Annotated in this window: 20 protein-coding genes and 4 tRNA genes; 18 read left to right on the top strand and 6 right to left on the bottom strand. The window is 30.6% G+C overall.

The features are described 5' to 3' along the window. Positions 1–20 precede the first annotated feature (20 nt). Positions 21–1127, bottom strand: coding sequence for an Mrp/NBP35 family ATP-binding protein (locus ELQ06_RS00775; protein WP_002868831.1), 1107 nt, complete (start codon positions 1125–1127; stop codon positions 21–23). 122 nt (positions 1128–1249) lie between these two features. On the opposite strand from ELQ06_RS00775, the gene ELQ06_RS00770 reads away from it, so the two are divergent. The 6 genes from ELQ06_RS00770 to prfA all read left to right on the top strand — a co-directional run bounded on the left by ELQ06_RS00770 (position 1250) and on the right by prfA (position 6320). Beyond that, positions 1250–2365: a bifunctional 2-C-methyl-D-erythritol 4-phosphate cytidylyltransferase/2-C-methyl-D-erythritol 2,4-cyclodiphosphate synthase gene (locus ELQ06_RS00770; RefSeq protein WP_002877789.1), complete on the top strand. Its 1116-nt coding sequence runs from the start codon at positions 1250–1252 to the stop codon at positions 2363–2365. Continuing rightward, positions 2362–3249: a response regulator gene (locus ELQ06_RS00765; protein ID WP_052797912.1), complete on the top strand. Its 888-nt coding sequence runs from the start codon at positions 2362–2364 to the stop codon at positions 3247–3249. The genes ELQ06_RS00770 and ELQ06_RS00765 overlap by 4 nt, the downstream gene beginning before the upstream one ends. Beyond that, the gene (locus tag ELQ06_RS00760; protein ID WP_002888517.1) at positions 3227–4387 is read left to right on the top strand and encodes a sulfate adenylyltransferase; all 1161 of its coding nucleotides are present in this window, start codon (positions 3227–3229) and stop codon (positions 4385–4387) included. The genes ELQ06_RS00765 and ELQ06_RS00760 overlap by 23 nt, the downstream gene beginning before the upstream one ends. Positions 4388–4391: 4 nt before the next feature. Continuing rightward, positions 4392–4892 carry a phosphatidylglycerophosphatase A gene (locus tag ELQ06_RS00755; protein WP_002851418.1) on the top strand — a complete coding sequence of 167 codons (501 nt, stop codon included), beginning with the start codon at positions 4392–4394 and terminating at the stop codon, positions 4890–4892. 78 nt (positions 4893–4970) lie between these two features. Beyond that, positions 4971–5234, top strand: a complete 264-nt coding sequence (gene rpsT / locus ELQ06_RS00750; RefSeq protein WP_002856547.1) for a 30S ribosomal protein S20 — start codon at positions 4971–4973, stop codon at positions 5232–5234. A gap of 18 nt (positions 5235–5252) precedes the next feature. Then, on the top strand, positions 5253–6320 hold the full coding sequence (gene prfA, locus ELQ06_RS00745) for a peptide chain release factor 1 (RefSeq protein WP_052797911.1): 1068 nt from the start codon (positions 5253–5255) through the stop codon (positions 6318–6320). 13 nt (positions 6321–6333) lie between these two features. On the opposite strand, the gene ELQ06_RS00740 is transcribed toward prfA, so the two are convergent. After that, positions 6334–7089, bottom strand: coding sequence for a HugZ family heme oxygenase (locus ELQ06_RS00740; RefSeq protein ID WP_052797910.1), 756 nt, complete (start codon positions 7087–7089; stop codon positions 6334–6336). A 193-nt stretch (positions 7090–7282) separates the two neighbouring features. Between ELQ06_RS00740 and ELQ06_RS00735 the strand changes: the two genes are divergently transcribed. The 4 genes from ELQ06_RS00735 to ELQ06_RS00720 are packed head-to-tail and all read left to right on the top strand — an operon-like array spanning position 7283 to position 11952. Then, positions 7283–9412 carry a TonB-dependent receptor gene (locus ELQ06_RS00735; RefSeq protein WP_052797909.1) on the top strand — a complete coding sequence of 710 codons (2130 nt, stop codon included), beginning with the start codon at positions 7283–7285 and terminating at the stop codon, positions 9410–9412. After that, positions 9387–10373: an iron ABC transporter permease gene (locus ELQ06_RS00730; RefSeq protein WP_002856526.1), complete on the top strand. Its 987-nt coding sequence runs from the start codon at positions 9387–9389 to the stop codon at positions 10371–10373. Before ELQ06_RS00735 ends, ELQ06_RS00730 begins: the two co-directional genes overlap by 26 nt. Continuing rightward, positions 10373–11149 (top strand): ABC transporter ATP-binding protein, encoded by a 777-nt coding sequence (locus ELQ06_RS00725; protein WP_052793997.1) that lies wholly within the window; start codon positions 10373–10375, stop codon positions 11147–11149. The genes ELQ06_RS00730 and ELQ06_RS00725 overlap by 1 nt, the downstream gene beginning before the upstream one ends. Continuing rightward, the gene (locus ELQ06_RS00720; RefSeq protein WP_044261730.1) at positions 11146–11952 is read left to right on the top strand and encodes an ABC transporter substrate-binding protein; all 807 of its coding nucleotides are present in this window, start codon (positions 11146–11148) and stop codon (positions 11950–11952) included. The genes ELQ06_RS00725 and ELQ06_RS00720 overlap by 4 nt, the downstream gene beginning before the upstream one ends. On the opposite strand, the gene ELQ06_RS00715 is transcribed toward ELQ06_RS00720, so the two are convergent. Continuing rightward, positions 11949–12806: a radical SAM/SPASM domain-containing protein gene (locus ELQ06_RS00715; RefSeq protein WP_052782061.1), complete on the bottom strand. Its 858-nt coding sequence runs from the start codon at positions 12804–12806 to the stop codon at positions 11949–11951. The two genes, ELQ06_RS00720 and ELQ06_RS00715, sit on opposite strands and share 4 nt — an antisense overlap. 166 nt (positions 12807–12972) lie before the next feature. On the opposite strand from ELQ06_RS00715, the gene ELQ06_RS00710 reads away from it, so the two are divergent. Next, on the top strand, positions 12973–14232 hold the full coding sequence (locus ELQ06_RS00710; RefSeq protein ID WP_052782062.1) for an MFS transporter: 1260 nt from the start codon (positions 12973–12975) through the stop codon (positions 14230–14232). On the opposite strand, the gene mutY is transcribed toward ELQ06_RS00710, so the two are convergent. Next, positions 14218–15237: an A/G-specific adenine glycosylase gene (gene mutY / locus ELQ06_RS00705; protein ID WP_052797908.1), complete on the bottom strand. Its 1020-nt coding sequence runs from the start codon at positions 15235–15237 to the stop codon at positions 14218–14220. The genes ELQ06_RS00710 and mutY overlap by 15 nt on opposite strands. A 73-nt stretch (positions 15238–15310) precedes the next feature. Here mutY and ELQ06_RS00700 point away from each other — a divergent pair, with 73 nt between their 5' ends. The 7 genes from ELQ06_RS00700 to ELQ06_RS00670 all read left to right on the top strand — a co-directional run bounded on the left by ELQ06_RS00700 (position 15311) and on the right by ELQ06_RS00670 (position 18225). Next, positions 15311–16063 (top strand): hypothetical protein, encoded by a 753-nt coding sequence (locus ELQ06_RS00700; RefSeq protein WP_002876246.1) that lies wholly within the window; start codon positions 15311–15313, stop codon positions 16061–16063. A gap of 71 nt (positions 16064–16134) precedes the next feature. Continuing rightward, a tRNA-Gly gene (locus tag ELQ06_RS00695) sits at positions 16135–16209 on the top strand. A gap of 9 nt (positions 16210–16218) precedes the next feature. Further along, positions 16219–16307: transfer RNA gene (locus tag ELQ06_RS00690), tRNA-Leu, on the top strand. A gap of 18 nt (positions 16308–16325) precedes the next feature. Continuing rightward, positions 16326–16399: transfer RNA gene (locus ELQ06_RS00685), tRNA-Cys, on the top strand. A 21-nt stretch (positions 16400–16420) separates the two neighbouring features. Continuing rightward, a tRNA-Ser gene (locus ELQ06_RS00680) sits at positions 16421–16508 on the top strand. Positions 16509–16742: 234 nt separating this feature from the next. Then, complete coding sequence (gene ribD / locus ELQ06_RS00675; protein WP_052797907.1) at positions 16743–17723, top strand: bifunctional diaminohydroxyphosphoribosylaminopyrimidine deaminase/5-amino-6-(5-phosphoribosylamino)uracil reductase RibD; 981 nt, start codon at positions 16743–16745, stop codon at positions 17721–17723. Further along, the gene (locus ELQ06_RS00670; RefSeq protein ID WP_002879889.1) at positions 17704–18225 is read left to right on the top strand and encodes a hypothetical protein; all 522 of its coding nucleotides are present in this window, start codon (positions 17704–17706) and stop codon (positions 18223–18225) included. The genes ribD and ELQ06_RS00670 overlap by 20 nt, the downstream gene beginning before the upstream one ends. Positions 18226–18232: 7 nt before the next feature. Here ELQ06_RS00670 and ELQ06_RS00665 read toward each other — a convergent pair whose 3' ends face one another. Then, positions 18233–19597 carry an L-serine ammonia-lyase gene (locus ELQ06_RS00665; protein WP_002892094.1) on the bottom strand — a complete coding sequence of 455 codons (1365 nt, stop codon included), beginning with the start codon at positions 19595–19597 and terminating at the stop codon, positions 18233–18235. A 14-nt stretch (positions 19598–19611) separates the two neighbouring features. Continuing rightward, entirely contained in the window at positions 19612–20862 is a 1251-nt protein-coding gene (locus ELQ06_RS00660; protein ID WP_002843382.1) for a serine/threonine transporter, read from the bottom strand. Positions 20863–21099: the final 237 nt, after the last annotated feature.

The following is a 21099-nucleotide window of genomic DNA, read 5'->3' as shown; positions in this document are numbered from 1 at the left end:
TTTCCTTATCCACTTAATTTTTAATGCGAACACGCACTTTTTCCATTCATCACAGGTTGTATAGCAGAATTATCCGCACCACCTTCATTGTTAATCTTTTCTATAAAACTCCAAATTTTTTCGGCCGCCATTAAATAACGCCTTGAACTCACACTTTCAGGGTGATAAAAACTCACAGGCTTGCCTTCATCTCCACCTTCTCTTACTATCATTTCTATAGGAATTTGTGCTAAAACTTCACTTTTATAGGCTTTTGCCATATCTTCAGCTGTTCCTTTACCAAAAATATCATATTCTTTACCATTATCAGGACATAAAAATCCACTCATATTTTCAATCACACCCGCTATAGGAATATGAAGTTTATTAAACATATCTAAAGCTCTTTTGCTATCGTCTAAAGATACGGTTTGAGGCGTGCTTACACAAACTCCTGCAGTAATAGGAATACTTTGCGCAGAAGTAATTTGTGCATCGCCTGTTCCTGGAGGCATATCTAAAAACAATACATCAAGTTCAGGCCAAATCACATCAGCTAAAAGTTGCTCGATTGCTTTCATAATCATAGCTCCACGCCACATAAGACCTTGACCCTCTTCGATCAAAACCCCCATACTCATCATATAAACACCATGAGTTAAAATAGGCTTTAATCTCTGCCCTACTACTTCAGGCTGAGTTTTGGTTTCTCCTAGCATTCTTGGAATATTTGGCCCATAAATATCCGCGTCTAAAATCCCTACTCTTTTTCCCATTTTAGCCATGGAAATTGCTAAATTTACTGTAGTTGTAGATTTACCCACACCACCTTTTCCACTTGAAACCATGATGAAATTTTTTACTTGTGGAGCGATATTTTTTCCACTTCTTGAATTACTTTTTTCTTCAGGAATTTTTGGAGTGATGATATTAAGTTCGATATTTTTTAAAGCCAAACTCGATAAAGCTTCAGTAGCATTTTTACGAATTTCATTAGCTACTTCAGGATTTGCTGAAACGATTTCTATATCAATGAATACACCATCATCTTGAATTTTAATATCTTTTACAAAGTTAAAACTCACTATATCCTTTTCAAAACCAGGATATTTTACAGTTTTTAATTTCTCTAAAATTTGTTCTTTCATATTTTTTCCTTGTCTTTTAAAAAAATCAATTTTACTAATAAAATGATAAAATTTAGCTTTTTATAAGTGTATAATATGGTAACATTATAAAAACCAACAATATTAAAAAGAGGAATGAAAAAATGAGTGAAATTAGCCTCATTATGTTAGCAGCTGGAAATTCTACTCGTTTTAACACAAAGGTAAAAAAACAATTTTTACGACTTGGAAATGACCCTCTTTGGCTTTATGCAACAAAAAATTTAAGCTCTTTTTATCCTTTTAAAAAAATAGTTGTTACCTCTAGTAATATCACTTATATGAAAAAATTTACTAAAAACTATGAATTCATAGAAGGTGGTGATACCAGAGCAGAATCCTTAAAAAAAGCCTTAGAGCTCATAGATAGCGAATTTGTTATGGTAAGTGATGTAGCAAGGGTATTGGTGAGTAAAAATTTGTTTGATCGTTTGATTGAAAATTTAGATAAAGCAGATTGTATTACCCCTGCTTTAAAAGTTGCAGATACAACACTCTTTGACAATGAAGCCTTGCAAAGAGAAAAAATCAAACTCATTCAAACCCCACAAATTTCTAAAACCAAATTGCTTAAAAAAGCCTTGGATCAAAACCTAGAATTTACAGATGATAGCACAGCTATAGCTGCAATGGGTGGAAAAATTTGGTTTGTTGAAGGTGAAGAAAATGCAAGAAAACTAACCTTTAAAGAAGATCTTAAAAAACTTGATTTGCCTACACCTAGCTTTGAAATTTTTACTGGCAATGGTTTTGATGTGCATGAATTTGGAGAGAATCGCCCTTTGCTTTTAGCAGGAGTGCAAATTCATCCTACTATGGGGCTTAAAGCACACAGCGATGGAGATGTTTTAGCTCACTCTTTAACCGATGCGATTTTAGGTGCTGCAGGACTTGGAGATATAGGAGAGCTTTATCCTGATACTGATATGAAATTTAAAAATGCCAACTCCATGGAGCTTTTAAAACAAGCTTATGATAAAGTCAGAGAAGTAGGTTTTGAACTCATTAATATAGACATTTGCGTCATGGCACAAAGCCCTAAACTTAAAGACTTTAAACAAGCTATGCAAAGCAATATAGCTCATACCTTAGATTTAGATGAATTTAGAATCAATGTTAAAGCCACAACAACGGAAAAATTGGGTTTTATTGGAAGAAAAGAAGGTATGGCGGTGCTTAGTAGTGTAAATTTAAAATATTTTGATTGGACAAGATTATGAAAGTTTTAATTATTGAAAATGAAATTTATCTAGCGCAAAGCATTAGCATTAAACTAAGTGATGCTGGATATAGCTGTGAAATTATTAACTCGTTTGATGAATACAATGGTGAAAAATACTATGACATTATACTGCTTTCTACAAATACTAATAATTTTCTAAAAGCCGTAGGTCAATTTAAACATAGTATTATTATTTTGCTTATTTCTTATATAAGTACAGATACAGTTTCAAATCCTTTGAAATTAGGTGCTAGTGATTATATTCAAAAACCCTTTATGATAGAAGAGCTGATTAGAAAAATAAAGCATTATCAGGATTTTAGAAAACTTTCAATCCTTAATAAAGCTTATCAAAGCTATATCAAATCAAGATTAGAAACAATCAAAATTCCAGAGTATAATTATAAAAAATTAAAACTTCCATTGATATTAAAATCCAACAAGCAAAGCAGCGCTGATGCTTTTGTTTTTAATTATGCAAATGAATGTGACATTACTCTTTCTTTTATTGATTTAACATCTACAAATTCAGTTGAAAAAGTTATGAAACTTCCCACAGAAAACAATCTTTTATTTTTGAGTAATTTTCAAGCATTAAAAGTAACAGAAAAGGAAAAACTCCTAGATTTTATACAAAACAAAAATGTTATTTTGCATACCAATTCAAATACAGATGATTTAAAAATAAACTGCATTAATTTAAATGATAATGAAAAAAATATCAATAGCAATGAAATTTTAACTATAGATGAGTATGTAAAATATGTTATTATAAATTACCAAAATATATTTCCTGATACCGATCTTTCAAAAAAATTAGGCATTTCACGTAAATCTTTATGGGAAAAAAGGAAGAAATATGAAATCAGCAAGAAAAAATAAAAACATTATCATAGATCAAAATGAATTTGGCATCTTATCACTTATTAAAGAAGGTTTGCTAGGCACTTGCACTCATTTAATGAATGAAAAAGAAGTCAATGAAATCATTAAATCAGGAAAATTTAAAGGAGAAAGCTTTCCCTATCCCTTAAGCTTTGCACCAAAAAATGCCGAAGAAGCACTAAATGATATAAAATCTGGCGATAGAATCGATCTCATGCTAGATGAAAAAGTAGTAGGACATATAGATTTTAAAAGCCAATTTAAAAATAATAAAAATTTTTCTGATATTTTCAGTCCTAACACTTGCTCTTTAGAAGACATGGGAACAACTTGCATAAGTGGAAAAATAGAAATTTATAATTCTCAAATTGAAAAAATAAAAGAGAATTTTCAACAAATCAAAAACAATCTTAATGCACAAAAAATTACTGCTATAGTTTCAAGTTTTGATCCTTTGCATCGTGCCCATGAAAGAATGTTTCGTTGGACTATTGATAAAGCAGATTTAGTTGTAATTTTTCTTGTAGAATCTTTTGATGTAAATGGGTTTGAATTCGAACTTAAAGAAGCATATTTGAAAAAATTTATTCAAAACTATCTTCCACCGGATAGAATTTTCATTTTTCCATTAAAAAATATTAATATTTTTCACGCTCATTTAAATCCTGGCTTAGAAAGTATTATCGCAAAAAGTCTAGGTTGTACCAAACTAGTAGTAGGACAAAATCATACAGGACTTGGAATGTTTTATGATGATAACCAACCAAAAACTATACTTGATGATTTTTCCAAGGACTATGGCATAGAAGTGATCGTTTTGCCTGAATTTGTATTTTGCGATCAATGTCGCATGATTGTTAGCACAAGATCTTGCCCTCATGGTTGTCATCACCATTTGCACTATAATTCTCAGTCTTTAAAAGATTTACTAAGAGCGGGTATCATTCCTCCAGCAATTTTCATGCGCAAGGAAGTATCTAGTGTTATTTTAACTTCTCTTTTTCCAAATAGATTAAAAAATATGCAAAAAATTTATAATGAGCTTTTTCCAACTGATGGAATTTTAGAATACAAAAATGATGAAGAATTTTATCAAAAACTTTTAGAAATTCATCAAATGTCTTATATGGTGTAATAAAATGCAAAAATTATTTTTAACTTTTTTTTATTCAGGTTCTGTAAAAAAGGCAAGTGGGACTTTTGGTACTATCGCTGCTTTAATACCTGCTTTTTTTATACTTAAATATCTCGGGATTAACACTTTGTTTTTACTAAGCATTTTAATTTTTGTTGCAAGTATTCGTGTTATAGATGATTATGAAAAAAAAACAGGAATTCACGATGACAAACACATAGTTATCGATGAGGTTGCTGGAGTTTTTCTTGCTTGTGCTATTGCAGCAAGTGTTGAAAACTCGATAGTCAATTTTATTTTAGCTTTTGTTTTATTCAGACTCTTTGACATTACAAAACCTTCTATTATTGGTAAGATAGATAAAAAAGTCAAAGGCGGACTAGGTGTAATGCTTGATGATATGTTAGCAGGATTGTTTGCTGGACTTTTAAGTGCGGTAATTTATGGATTTTTACTTAAATTTAATTTAGTTTTTTGGGATATAAATTTAAAAGACTTATTTTGAAATTTTGCTTAAATTAATTAAATTTTAAATTTTATTCTTATATAATTTAGTCTTTAATTTCAAAAAAGGAAAATATAAATGGCAAACCATAAATCTGCTGAAAAAAGAGCAAGACAAACTATTAAAAAAACAGAAAGAAATAGATTCTATAGAACAAGACTTAAAAATATAACTAAAGCCGTAAGAGAAGCTGCAGCAAATGGAGATAAAAATGCTGCTAATGAAGCTTTAAAAGTAGCTAATAAAAGCATTCATGCTATGGTAAGTCGCGGTTTCATTAAAAAACAAACTGCTTCTCGCCGTGTAAGCCGCTTAGCCCTTTTAGTAAATAAAATCGCATAATTTTCTATATAGTTTTTAATGTTAGCTAGCAAACTAGATCCTTTTTTAAAACGCTTTGAAGAGTTAAATTCTCTTCTTAGCAGTTCTGATATAATCAACGATATCAGTAAAATGACTACACTCTCTAAAGAACAAAAAAATTTAGAACCTATCGTTTTAAAAGCTAAAGAGTATTTACAAACTTTAAACAATATAGAAGAAAATAAAGCTTTACTAAACGATCCAGAACTTGGGGAACTTGCAAAAGAAGAACTAAAAATTTTAGAAGAACTAAAACCAAAACTTGAAGAAGAAATTAAAATTTTACTTCTTCCTAAAGATCCCAATGATGAAAGAAATATTTTTCTTGAAATTCGTGCAGGCACAGGTGGCGATGAGGCATCTTTATTTGTAGGAGATCTTGTAAAAGCTTATGCAAGATATGCTGAAAATCGCGGCTATAAACTTGAGATTGTAAGCTCTAGTGAAGGAAGCGTAGGTGGATTTAAAGAAATCATCATGCTTGTTAAAGGAACAGGGGCTTATTCAAGACTTAAATATGAAGGTGGAACGCACCGTGTTCAAAGAGTTCCTCAAACAGAATCCCAAGGACGTGTGCATACTTCTGCTATCACCGTGGCAGTAATGCCAGAAGTTGATGATATAGAAATCGAAATCAATCCAAACGATCTTAAAGTTGATGTGATGCGCTCTTCTGGACATGGTGGACAAAGTGTAAATACTACTGATTCAGCTGTTCGTATCACTCATATCCCTACAGGTATAGTTGTAGTCAATCAAGATGGAAAAAGCCAACACAAAAATAAAGAAAGTGCGATGAAAGTCCTAAAAGCAAGACTTTATGAAATGCAAGAGAGTGAAAGACTGGCAAAAGAAAGTGAAGCAAGAAAATCACAAGTAGGAAGTGGAGATAGAAGCGAACGCATTCGCACTTACAATTTTCCACAAAATCGTATCAGCGATCATAGAATAAATCTTACTTTATATCGCTTAGATGCCATTATGCAAGATGGGCTTTTTGATGAAATCATAGAACCTTTAATCACTCATCATCAAGCCCAAGCTTTACAAGAACAAAATTTATAAGATTTTATATAAATTAATGTTTATGTGGGAATTTATGTGGATTTCCACTAGCACCTACATGTGCAACATTTCCATTTTCTATGTCATAAGCTTGACCAAAACCTTTTACAAAGCGTCCTTTTTTAAATTCAAGCTTTACTAGATGAAAATCAAGCATCTTGCGTATAGTTTTAATACCTCCTTCTCCTCCGGTTTGTTTTTCAAACTCATCATAAATTTGATCAAATCTTTCACCTCTCTCTAAAAAGCTTGCATTTACTCTATAGCGCAATCTTTTACGAAGTATAACAGAAACAGCTTTACTCTCATCCTCTAAAAACATTATTTCTATATTGTTTGGATTTACTTTGATGTTGTTAAAATGTTCGCTTACTTCACTTATATAAATATAATTTCCCCATTGTGTGCTTACAAAAGGTGCATACGAGCAAACAACTTCTCCATTTGCATTTAAAGTTGCCAAAGCTACAGAATTAAAACTTAGCATAAATTCATTTAATTCTTTTTCTACGCCACTAAAATTTTGCTCGCTCTTTACACTCATGCAAAGGGATATTATAGTATCTTTAATCGTGTTTTCATCAGCTTTTTTAGGAAATTCCACTCGTAAATTTTCTTTATCATTGTAAACAAGATCTAAGCCATTAAAATCAACACTTTTTAGAAAAACATCTTGTACTTGCTCAATACCACCAAATTTTTTACAAAGATCGACTAAATTTGATTTATGATGATCATTCATATGAGAAATAATGCTTTCAAAATTCATTTTTATCCTTTCTTGATTTTAAAATAAAATATTAAAAAAAATGGTATCAATTATCAAATTAAAAAGCACTTAAAATATATAAATTATCTATTTTAACAAAAATTTATACTAGATTAAGTTAATAAAGGATAAATTTATTTCTAAATTATTATGATATAAATTATCATTATTTATTTTATTTAAGGAGTAAAATTTGCACCCAAATAAAAAAGCTTTTAAATTATCTTTATTTGCATTATTGCTAATAACTAATTTAAATGCACAAGAATCAAATAAAGCTATTAATCTACAAAAAGTTGTTGTTAGTACAACAGGTTTTGAACAAGATGCGGATTCAAATTTACGCAATGTAATCAGCATAGAAGGCAAAGATCTACAAAATAAAGGTTATGTTTCTTTAGAACAAGCCTTAGAAAGAATTTCGAGCATTAGTTTTGTAAATTTTGGACTTGGACGCAATATAGATATGCGTGGACAAGGAAATAAATCCAATATAGCTGTAAAAGTTATGATTGATGGGCATGCTATTAATGTTCTTGATAATTCCCATGGTGTAACCCCACTAGATAGTATCAATTTAGATAATGTAGAACGCATAGAAATCATACCTGGGGGTGGATCTGTGCTTTATGGAAGTGGTACTAGAGGTGGCGTGATTAATATCATTACAAAAAAACAAAAATCAGATGCTTTTGCTATAAATTTAAAAAGCAGTGCTTATGATCATGGTGGACTAGGTGGAAATTTAGGTATCAATGGTGCCAAACAAATAAATGAAAATTTAGCTTTTAGCTTTGATATACAAAGTTTTAACCTTGATGGATATCAAGAAGGTTATAATGAAAAAGGTTATTTTATCAACACAAAAACCTATATTGATATCAATGATAATAGTGATTTAACTTTGGGGTATAATTATTTTAAAAGCAAAAATACCAGCAGTGGCTATCTAACAAAAGCACAAGCTCAAAGCGATCCAACTCAAAAAGGCAATAGTGACAATATCACACAAATTAATCGCCCTGAAATTTCTTTGGATTATCATTACTATTTTGATGATATATGGGAATTTAACCTAGAAGCTTTTTGGCAAAATCAAAAAATCAATTATCTAAAAGATGTTTCCACAATGAGCTCTATGGGGCTAAGCGTCCCTGTATATCAAAATGGAAGTGGTTTTGAAGACACACTTACAGGGATAAGTTTAAAAAACAAACTAAATTATGCAAATAATTCTTATTTTATTTTTGGTTATGAATTTGCAAACCATGATGCAAAAAGAAAGAGTTTGGTGTATTATAGCGTTCCAAGTGTCATAAATTATCACAGGATGACAACTTTAATGGATATGACTAAACAAAGCCATTCTATTTTTGCTCTTGATTCTCATAATTTTAATGAATTTTTTACTTTATCCGGTGGAGCTAGATATGAATTTAGCTCTTATAATACCGATAGATCTTATAGAAATGAAATGAGTATGAACGGAAGACCCCCATCGCCTACTATCATAGACTCAACAACACTTTTTGATACCAATAAAAACGCCAATAATTTTGCTTTTGAAATCACTCCAAATTTTAAATACTCAGACACAGGAAAGCTTTATATCAAATACGAAAGAGGTTTTGTCTCTCCAAATCCAGCACAATTTGTCAACAAGGATAAAAATTCACAAAAGTATTATTCTGCAAATTTAAATCCTGAGATCTTTGATACCTTTGAACTAGGTATTGATGATTTTTGGTGGAATTTTTACGGCTTTAATCTAACTTTATTTTACACCCTAAGCAAAGATGAAATTTCTTATCTTGGAAACCCTCATTCTACTAGTGGATCTTGGTGGAAATATTATAATATAGATCAAACTCGCCGTTTAGGAGTAGAATTAAGCCTGAGTCAAAATTTTTTAGATGATGATTTAATCTTTAGAGAAAGTCTAACTTATCTTGATGCTAAAATTTCTAAAGGTGTTAATGACGGCATGAGAATTCCTTATGTTTCAAAAATCAAAGCCACAGCTGGGATTGAATACGCTTGGAATAAAAATTTCTCAAATTTTATTGATTTAACCTATTTTTCTAGAGCAAAAGATGGTGGAACTATAGATGAAAATACAGGAAAAATGTCTAAAAATTCTTGGATAAGGGATTATTTTTTAACAGATATTGGCATGAAATATAATTATAAAAAATTACAAATTTTAGCAGGAATTCGCAATCTTTTCGATAAAAGATACTACACCTATCAAGACAGTATAAATGATCAATACCTAGTTGGAAATGGCAGAAACTACTATGTTGAATTTAAATACGCATTCTAAAATTTTAGTGATTATAGGGCTTTTGGTAGCTTATATAATCGCTTCCTTTACAGCACTTTGCTTAGGAGATGAGAATTTAAATCCAAAAGAGCTTTTTTCATATATCTTTAGCCAAGATGAAATTTTAAGACAAATCATCATAGATGGACGCTTACCACGGATTATAATGGCGATTTTAATCGGTATGCTTTTAGCTAGTAGTGGGGCTATCACTCAAAATGTATTTTCAAATCCTATAGCTGATCCTTATATCATAGGTATAGCTTCTGCGGCAACCTTTGGAGCGGTTTTGGCGTATTTGTTAAAATTGAATGATTATTATTATGGAATTTTAGGTTTTGTTTGCTCTGCCTTTTTTGCCCTAGGAGTTTTTAAAATTTCTTCTAAAGCTTCTATAGCGACTTTACTCATTATCGGCATAGCAGCTTCATCTTTTTTAGGAGCTTTTACTTCTTTTTTCACTTATCTTATAGGCGAGGATTCTTTTAAAATAGTCGCTTGGCTTATGGGAAATATAGGCAATGCTTCTTGGTTTCGTGTGGGAATTTTAATCTTGCCTTTAATTTTTTGTTTGTTTTATTTTTACGCTCATAAAAACGAATTAAACATACTTTTAAGCGGAGATGATGAAGCTAGAAATCTAGGGGTAAATGCTCAAAAATTAAAGATAAATTTACTCATTGTCTCATCCTTGGCTGTATCTTTTGCGGTTGCTTTTAGCGGACTTATAGGCTTTGTTGGACTCATCATTCCTCATACTATAAGACTTTTGCTTAAAAACTATGATAATGCCTTGGTTATCCCTTTATGTACAGCATTTGGAGGATTATTTTTACTTATTTGTGATACTTTAGCAAGAACTCTTTTAGCTCCTGTGCAAATTCCGATTGGAATTTTAACTGCATTTTTTGGAGCTCCTATTTTTTTATACTTAGCTTTAAGCGCTAGGAGATTTTTATAATGCTAAAAATACATAATTTAAGCTTTGCTTATCACCAAAAAGATTTACTAAAAAATATTCATTTAGAACTTAAAAACCAAGCTTTTATAGGAATTTTAGGGCCAAATGGTTCAGGTAAAAGCACTCTTTTAAAACTTATACTTAAAAATTTAAGTCCAAATAAAGGAGAAATAAGTCTTTTCAATACAAATATCAAAGATTTTTCTCTTAAAGAATTTGCCAAAATTTGCGGATTTGTGCCTCAAAAATCAGAATTAAACACCCCTTTAAAAGTCATCGATGTGCTTTTAATGAGCAAATATGCGAATTTAAAACACGCTTTTAGTTCTTATTCTAAAGAAGATATTTTAGAAATTAAAGAATTTGCTAAGGATTTAAGACTTGAAAATTTTCTAGAAAGAAGCATACTTTCTTTAAGTGGGGGTGAATTTCAAAGAATGCTTTTGGCAAGAGCCTTGCTTAAAAAGCCAAAAATTCTTTTTTTAGATGAACCCACTTCAGCCCTTGATTTAAACTATGCTATAGAGCTTTTAAGCCTTTGCGAAAAACTGGTTAAAGAAAAAAATATAGCCGTTGTTGCTATCTTGCATGATTTAAATTTAGCTTCTATGTTCTGCGATAAAATCCTTTTTTTAAAAGAAGGGGAGATAAAGTATTTTGGAACGAGTAAAGAGCTTTTTACTCAAGAAATTTTAAAAGAAATTTATGATTTAAACTGCGAGATTATTTATAAAAATTCTAAACCTTATATTTTAGCTTTAAAGGAGAAAAAATGAAAAAAATTTTAATTATTATGAGTTTGTTTTTAATCACACTAAATGCAAAAGAACGCCTTGTAGTGCTTGATCCTGCAAGCATAGAAACCCTTTTTATGCTTAAGGCTGAAGATCAAATCGTAGGCATTGCCACTTTACAACACTCAAATATCTATCCTAAAGATCAAACCTCAAAACTTACAAGCGTAGGCACTTTTTCAAATCCTTCACTTGAAAAAATAGTAGCATTAAAACCAAGTTTGGTGATTTTAAGCTCTTATTCTTTAAATTTAGAAGAAGGACTTAAAAATTTTGGTATCAAAAGTATCAATTTAAAAGCCGAGCGTTTAGAAGATATAACAAAAAATATCACAACCTTAGGCCAAATCACCAAAAAAGAAAAAGAAACAGAGCTTTTAAAACAAGAATTTACCCAAAATTTAAAAAAATTAAGCGATAAACCCCTAAATAAAAGTGCGATTTATCTTTATTCTAGCAACCCTTTAATGGCCTTTAATGATAATTCTTTAATAGCTGATATTTTAAGACTTATAGGGATTAAAAATTTAAGTCCACAAAGTCAAATTTCAAGACCTGTTATATCAGCAGAATACATACTTAAACAAAATCCAGACATACTTATTCTTGGAATTAATGCTAAAAACAATCTTTTAGATGCAAATACTTTATTGAAAAATACCAAAGCAGTTAAAACAGGAAGTATTTATTTTAACAAAGATACACATATATTATTACGTCTTAGTCCTAAGATAATAGACAGAATTCAAGAATTTAAAACAAAGCTAGAAAATAACAATTTTTAATCACTCAATCTTGCTTTAAAAAATTCGCAAGTTTGACAAAGTTTTTCTATGCGTTTATCTTCTTCAAAAGCTTTTTTCATCATCTTTATACGCGGTGATTTAAAAAGCTTATCAAAGTTATTTTCAAAAACATTTCCTAAGTTAATATCTGCTTTAGTATCCAAACAGCAAGGCACCAAACTTCCATCACTTAAAATCCCAATTTGCTCTTTTAAAGCATGACATTTTCCTTTTTTATAAAGGGGTTTATCTTTTAAATTTGGCCATTTAAAAAGTTTATTTTGATGAAGCAAAATATGTCTTTGCAAGCGATTTTTACTTAAGCTTGCATTGATCTTGGCTTCAAATTCTTTGGCTAAAAACTCATAAATTTTTAAATTTGACTTAGGTGCCTTAAAATTAGCATCTAAATTCCAAAGTCTTAGATTGATAAAAGAAAGGCTTTTTTGCTCTAAATGCTTTTTGCAAAGTTCTAAAATAGGCTTAAAATACTGTTCTAAAGAAATTTTGCTTTGACTTAAAAAAGACATTAAAGAAATATTGATTTGATGGATATTCTCATACCCTAACAATAAAGCTTGATTTTTAGAATTTAGATAAAAGCCACTTGTAGTGATTTCAAGTTTCATAGCTTCACCTTTTGCGATTTTTAGATAATTTTCCAAATTAGGTAAAAGCAAAGGATCACCCAAAAGATGAAAGGTAAAAAGCTCAGCCTTATTAGAAATTTTATGAGCTAAGTTTTGAAATTTTTCTTCACTCATTACCCCGCGAATTCCTTTTTGAGAAGGACAAAAATCACATTTTAAACCACAAATATCACTTAATTCTATATATATTTTTTTAAATTTCATTATATTTCCTAGAGTAAACATTTTACCAAAATTTATGAAATTTATTAAAAATATGTAACATTTTTATCAATATTTTTATCTTTTTTATTTCTCTTCTTTATTTTTAAATATATTAAACAAAAATCACACTATACTTAAATAAAAATCTAAAATGAAGGAAGGGTTTATGCAAGAGCTTACTCGCACGAAAAAAATTCGCTCTATTATTGCTGCAAGTAGTGGAAATTTAGTAGAGTGGTTTGACTTTTATATCTATGCTTTTACAGCAACTTATTTTGCTCATACTTTTTCAACTTCAGATAATCCTGTTATCCAGCAAATCAATGCCTTTGGGGTTTTTGCAGCAGGATTTTTTATGCGTCCTATAGGCTCTTGGCTTTTTGGCTCTTTAGCTGATAAAGTAGGTCGTAAGAAATCTATGGTTATATCAGTGGTTTTAATGGCTTTGGGCTCTTTTATGATAGCAGCCTTACCAAGCAAAGATACAGTGGGCGATCTTGCTATTATCTTACTTTTAATAGCAAGACTCATTCAAGGTCTTAGTGTAGGTGGAGAGTATGGCATAGCAGCTACTTATCTTTCAGAACTTGCTACAGAAGGAAAACGCGGTTTTTACTCATCTTTTCAGTATGTAACCCTAATAGGTGGTCAACTTTTGGCCGTTGCAAGCATTAGTATAATGTTTTTATTTTTTAGCATTGATGATGTGAAAGATTATGCTTGGAGAATACTTTTTGTAATAGGCGGAATTTTAGCACTAGGCTCGCTTTTTGTAAGAAAAATGATGAATGAAAGTGCTACAAAACTTCGCCAGCATGAAGATCGTGGTACTTTAAAAGCATTATGCAAATCTTGGAAACCTTTTTTAATGGTGCTTGGGGTTACTTCTGGAGGTTCTTTAGCTTTTTATACTATTACAACTTATACTAAAACTTTTATGGAAAATACGGGTATGGATAAAATGCTTGTTAATAATCTTTTCTTAGGTGCTTTATTTATACTAATGATCATTCAACCTCTTTTTGGATATATAGGAGATAAAATAGGTCACAAACGATCTTTAATTGTATTTTGTATTTTGGCATTGGTAGGAATTTATCCTATTTTTTCACTTATAGCCAATAACGCACAAAATAATCCTTCTTTGACATTTATGTTGGTGGTATTATTGTTTGTTATTTTAAGTTTTTATACTTCAGTTGCTGGGATTTTTAAAGCAAAACTTTTTCCTGAACATGTAAGAGCTTTAGGTACGGGTTTGGGTTATGCTATTTCAAATGCTGTTTTTGGAGGATCTGCTCCTTGGGTTGCTTTACAATTTAAAAATGCAGGTATAGAAAATGGCTTTTTTATCTATATAGCTATTTTTACAATCATCATGCTTATAGCTACTTTATGTTTGCCTAAAAAATCAGAGCTTAATTAATTTTAACGCTTTTAAAGAAAGTGCCGAAAGTGCGGTACTTTCTAACTCTTTTAAGGTTTGAAATTCATAATTTTTATTTTCATTATTTAAAATTTGATGATAAACCTTGATATTAAGTTTATACTTAGTATAACCGTGCTTAAACTCCCCTACAAAACTCATATCTTTAGAAAGTTTATACTCTCCTTCTTTAAAAAAAGGAAAATTATACATACCCTTATAAAGCTTATCTTGACTTTTCTGTATCGCAAATTTTTTATTAAATTCAAACAAAAAAAGATTTAAATTTACACTCTCATAAAGTATTTTTTTAGCTCTTGGATAAAGCTCTGTATGAAATTTACCTTGACAAAAATCATACAAAGGACAAATCCCACACTTTGCATTTTTACTCACACAAACTAAAGCCCCTATATCAAGCAAAGCTTGGTTGTGATCAAAGGCATGACTTACATTTAAAAGCTCTTTAGCTCTTTTTTCAAGTTCTTTCATGCTAGGATTTTCCAAAGCAAAAAGACGAGAAAGCACACGGCGTATATTGCCATCAACAAAAGAAACCTTTTGATCGTAGCCAAAACAAGCTATAGCGCCTGCTGTATAAGCTCCTATACCGCTTAATTTTTTTAGATCCTCAACTTCTTTGGGTAATTTAGCTTCAAACTTATCCACACATTCTAAAGCTGCCTTTTTTAAATTTCTAGCACGAGTGTAATAACCAAGTCCTTGCCAAACCTTTAAAAGCTCATCTTCATTAGCATTAGCCAAACTTTCTAAAGTAGGAAATTTTTGCAAAAAGGGGAAATAAAACCTTTCCAAAACTGATTTAACTTGAGTTTGCTGAAGCATAATTTCGCTGATATAAACTCCATAAGCTCTATCAATATGCTTTAAACTTTCATCACAATTTTGACTTTGTAAATTACGCCAAGGCAAAGTTTTGCGTCCATTTTTTTCATACCAAAGAAGTAAATTTTCTTGTAGTTTTTCAAGCTCTTTTTTTTGCATAAATGAGAGTATAACAAAAAAATTTTAAAATTTTTTGCTAAAATTAGCTCAAATTAAATTATTAAGGATATCCATGTTAGCTTTTTTTAAAGGTTTAGGTGTAGGTTTTTTATGTTTATTACTTTTTGTTGCAGGAGTAGTTTTTAATGTAGAATTTTTAGGCAAAAAAGACTCTAATCATGATTTATATTTTTCAAGAAATATAGAAGTAAGCAATACACTAAAACCCGATATTTTATATGCAAATATTAATTTTTGGGCAAATGAAAATTTAAGTTCAAAAATTACATTAGACAATAGTGAAAAAGCTGAAATCACAAATACTTTCAATCAAATTTTAGAACGCTCAAAAAAAGAAAATTTTTGTAGCGGAGGAAGTTTTTCTTTAGAACCTAATTTTTCCTATAAAGATGGTATACAAACTCCAAAAGGTCAAAGATTTGATGCGAATTTAGAATGTGAATTTAAAGAAAACCAACTTGCAGATTTTAACAATCTTTTAAATGACATCAATTCTATCATAGCTAAAAATAATTTCATCAGCGTTTCAACACCAGCCATACAAACAAAATTTTCAAAAGATACACTAAACAACAACAAAGAAAATCTCTACAAAGAGCTTTTAAAAACATCATACGAATATGAAAAAACTTACTCTTTAGATCTTAATAAAACTTGTGTATTGAAAAATTTACAAGTAAATGCCAATACCAATATCGCACCTAGAATGCTAAATGCAAAATCTGATAATATAGAACTTTCATCTCCAATTATCAGCGAAAAAGAACAAATTTTAAACGCGAAAGCTTTATTTATTTGCAAATAACTTAAGGCAAAATAAACTCCTTTTAAGTTTATTTTGCTATACTTTTATCTTCAATTCTTTCAGAAATTTATGCGGGAATAGCTCAGGGGTAGAGCACAACCTTGCCAAGGTTGGGGTCGCGAGTTCGAATCTCGTTTCCCGCTCCATAATCACCCGCCCGGGTGGTGGAATTGGTAGACACAAGGGACTTAAAATCCCTCGGAATTTTTCTTCCGTGCCGGTTCAAGTCCGGCCTCGGGCACCACTTTTTCAACATTATCAGGGCGACATAGCCAAGCGGTAAGGCATGGGCCTGCAAAGCCTTGATCTCCGGTTCGAATCCGGATGTCGCCTCCAAAAGGCAAAACTTTACTTTATCGGGAGATGGCTGAGTGGTCGAAAGCGGCGGTCTTGAAAACCGTTGAGGGTCACACCTCCAGGGGTTCGAATCCCTTTCTCCCGGCCACCAAGACTTTCTAGTTTATTAAGCTTATATCATTCCTGAAATTATAAAGGATACTACAAATGAAAAATAATACTTCAGTCTTACTATTTTTGTTATATCCTAAAAAACTTAGAAAAACTATGACTAATATAATTAAAAATAAGAAATACAAATGGAAAATTTAGAATTTATTATTTTAAAACAAAAATATAAAATTTTAAAAATATGTCAAATTTTAAAATACAAGGTAGCTAAATGAAAGAATTTTATATGAATTTAGCTTTAAATGAGGCTTGGAAATATCAGTTTTTAACCTATCCAAATCCAGCCGTAGGCTGTGTAATCTTAGATAAAAATGAAAAAATTTTAGCCATAAAAGCTCATGAAAAAGCTGGATTGGCTCATGCAGAACTTAATGCCATAGCTCATGCTTTTAAAAGCTTAAGACCTGAAATTTCATTGCCTAAAGAAGTAAACGCCTTACATGAGTTTATTTGCAAAAACCATCAAGGTGTATTTAAAGATAGCATAGCTTTTGTAACGCTTGAGCCTTGCTCTCATCAAGGAAAAACACCTCCTTGTGCAAAACTCTTTAGCGAGCTAGGTTTTAAAAAAATTTTCATCAGCGTTAAAGATGAAAATAAAATCGCAAGTGGTGGAGCTGAATTTTTAAAAAAACAAGGTATAGAGGTTGAATTTGACATACTTAAAGAAGAAGGAAAAAAACTTTTAAAACCTTTTTTAAAATGGCAAAAAGGGCAATTTAAACTTTTTAAATTAGCCCTTTCTATGAACGGCTCACCTTTTGGCAAAATCGTAAGCAATGAGCTAAGTCGCACTTATGCACATGAAATTAGAGCGGTGATTGATTTGCTTGTAGTCGGTGGAGAAACCATAAGAAAAGATTGCCCTATATTAGATGCTAGGCTTTGCAAAGCAAAAGCGCCTAATCTTTGTATCTTAAGCCGTCAAAATATAGATAATTTTGATAAAAATATCCCTTTATTTAAAGTTCCAAACCGCCAAATTTATACCCAAATTCCAAGTGAAGCTAAATTTTTAATGTATGAGGGTGGAGAAAATTTTCTCAAAATCTTTAAAGATGAAATAGATATGTTTTTGATTTTCCAAAGTTCAAGTTTAAATGATGAAAAAAATGTTACAATACCTTTAAATTTCAAGCCACTTTACAGGAATTTTTTAGGGAGTGATACTTATGGCATTTATGAACTTTAGTGGATTTTTTTATGCGAGAAATGATTTAAGATTATTTAAAATAGAAAAGAAAAATGAATTAAAATCCTTTTTTTACAAGGACTACACCTTATCAAGCTACAAAGATGATTTAAATTTAAACAATGAAATCTTTTTTTATCAAAGTTTAAAAGAAGGCTTATTTAAGGAAAATGATGAAATTTTAGTTTCAAATTTGGGTAAAAAGATCATACTTTTTAGAAATTTCACTCAAAATTGCGATAATTTTAATGAAGCAAAATTAAAACAAATATTGCTTTTATTTTTTTTATTATTAGCGAGTGTATTTTTTGCAAGTTTGGCTATGATTAATGAATTTGGAGCCATAGATCTTCTTTTTTTAATGATTTGCTTATTGCTTTTAGTGATGGGAGTAATCAATCTTGGCTTGCTTTTTAAGCAAATTCGCATTCTCAAAAGTTTTTCCAAAGAAGAAATGAAAGAATTTTTGAGTCAAAGAATGAAAAAATACACTAAAGTGTAAAAACACTTTAGCATACTGTTTTTAAATTTGTAGCAAGACCACCTAAAGAAGTTTCTTTATATTTATAATTCATATCTTTTCCTGTTTCATACATGGTTTCTATAACCTCATCAAGGCTTACCATAGGAGTGGATTTGCGTGTCATTGCCATTCTAGCAGCACTTATGGCCTTAATGGCTCCAAAGGCATTTCTTTCTATGCAAGGAATTTGCACAAGTCCTGCAACTGGATCGCAAGTTAGACCTAGATGATGTTCCATTGCCATTTCAGCAGCATTACATGCTTTAAAAGCATTAGCTCCTAAAACTGTTGCCATAGCCGCAGCTGCCATAGAACTAGCACTACCAATTTCTGCTTGACAACCTGCTTCTGCTCCGCTAATACTTGCATTTTTCTTATAAAAAGAACCTATAAGCATTGCTGTTAATAAAAACTCTATAGCCTTTTCATCACTAAAACCTATAGTATGATTTTTAAGATAAAGCATAACAGCAGGGATAACAGCACATGCTCCATTTGTTGGCGCGGTTACGACTTTTGCTCCGCTAGCATTTTCTTCAGCAATCGCAATAGCATATAAAGAAATAAAATCGATAATACCCATAGGATCAGCTGTCATCGCTACTCTTTCTTTAAGTCCTTTAGCCCTACGCTTTAAATGAAGTTTTCCAGGCAAATAATCTTCATTCGGGTGCGTACCATTATAATACACTTCTTGCATCACTTCCCAAATTTCAAGACAATAAGCACGAATTTCCTCTTTAGTGTGAAATTGCAATTCATAACGATAAGAAAGCTCTGCTAAATCCCAATCTCTTTTATCGCAAAGCTCTAAAGCTTCTTTAGCATTATTAAGCTCTATATCTAGTTTTTTCTTTTTATTTTGGTTAGAATTTTTACCTTTTTTTTCTAATTCCGCAGCTGTTAAAACAAAGCCTCCACCTACAGAATAATAAGTTTCCTCATCAACTAACCCACCTTTACAATCATAAGCTTTAATTTTCATACCATTCTCATGTAAAGGTAAAAAATCTTTAGAGAATATCAAATCTTTTTCATAATTAAAACTAAGTTTTTTCTCGCCACAAAAATCAATTTGAGCATTTTCAATAGCATTTTTATTTACTTCATCTTGTATTGCCGCACTTAAATTTTTAGCTTCTAAGCCATTTAACCCCCAAATCACAGCCTTATCACTCAAGTGTCCTTTGCCTGTTAACGACAAAGAACCATAAAGAGTAACCTCAACTCTATCAATTTCATCAAGCTTTTTAGCAACTTTTTTACAAAATAAATTTCCAGCAAGCATAGGCCCTAAAGTATGAGAAGAAGAAGGGCCAACACCTATTTTAAAAATGCTTAAATTACTCATTTTTTATCCTTAATTTATAAAAGATCATGAATTGCAGCAGAAATTGCAACTATCCCCATTACCAAAACAAAAAGATCTAAAAATTTATTACGAAACCTTGCCAAAATATCAAAACGATAAATACAATAAAGCGGCATTAAGAAAAGCAAAATAGCCAAAACAGGACCACCAATAGCCTCGATAATTCCTATAACACTTGGATTTTTATACGCAACAAACCACGCGATAGCAAAGGTAATGATCGCTGTTAAAGTTTGAGCGAATTTACCTTGAATTCTACCATTACTTGCTTTATATAAAATACCATTTAAGCCTTCTTGAGAACCAAGATAATGCCCTAAGAAACTTTTGCTAATAGCCACAAGTGCAACAATAGGTCCAACATAAGCTAGTAAAGAAACTTCAGGAAATTTATTTGCTATAAAAGTAAGAATATTGATATTTTGATCTTTTGCTGATGCAAAATCTTCTGGTGTAAAGGTTAAAGCACAAGAAAAAACAAAAAACATTACAACAAAAACCATAAGAATAATTGCCAAAGAAATAATTTTTCTAGCGCGAGGTTCAGCATAACCACCATATTCTTTTTTACAATAACAAGCAAGTGAAGAAATGATAGGAGAGTGATTAAAACTAAATACCATCACAGGAATAACAAGCCATAAAGTAACCCAAAAATTACTTGTTGAAATTACGGAAAAATCAACATTTGCAAATAACGATAAATTCCATTGTGGAATTAAAAGCAATGAAAAAATAAATAAAAATATAATAAAAGGAAAAACAAGAAAACTCATTGCTTTTGTTACAACATTTTCACCAAGAATAGAAATCAAAACCAAAACTCCAACAATCAAAAAACTCACCCACCAACGAGCAGCATGAGTAAGATCTGCATTGAAATTGAACTGATTGATTAAGAACTCAAGCAAAGTTGTTGTAAGATTAGCACTATAAACCAATAAAATAGGCAAAATAGCAAAAAAATACAAAAGTGTAATTAAAAATCCACCGCCCTTGCCAAAATAACTTTCTGCAACAAAAGTAATATCATCTTTTGGATTAGAACTTGAAAGCACAAAGCGACATAAATTTCTATGAGCTAAGTAAGTCATAGGAAAAGCTAAAACAAGTATAACTAACAAAGGTATCAATCCACCAAGCCCAGCACTAATAGGTAACAAAAGTACGCCGGCTCCAATAGCCGTTCCAAAAAGAGATAAAACCCACCTTGTATCGTGACTAGTCCATTTAGGAGTATTCATTATTCTTCCTTAAATTTAAGATTACATCTCTTTTATTTTAGCAAAATATTTATAAATAATTATTTTTTAAAAAAAATATTTTAAATCTTATGTAACATTTTGTAAATTTAATTTTATAAAAAAAACAATCACTTGTATCAATAAAGTATTATTTTAAAACTAAATATATTTTGGATTTTGCAATCAAAAAATAAAAATTTGGAAGACTATGCTTCCAAATTTTTGCATCAAATTTTC

The organism is Campylobacter sp. CH246 (genome assembly GCF_004378835.1).
GTDB classification, from domain to species: Bacteria; Campylobacterota; Campylobacteria; order Campylobacterales; family Campylobacteraceae; genus Campylobacter_D; species Campylobacter_D jejuni.
This window is presented reverse-complemented; position numbering and strand designations above follow the sequence as displayed.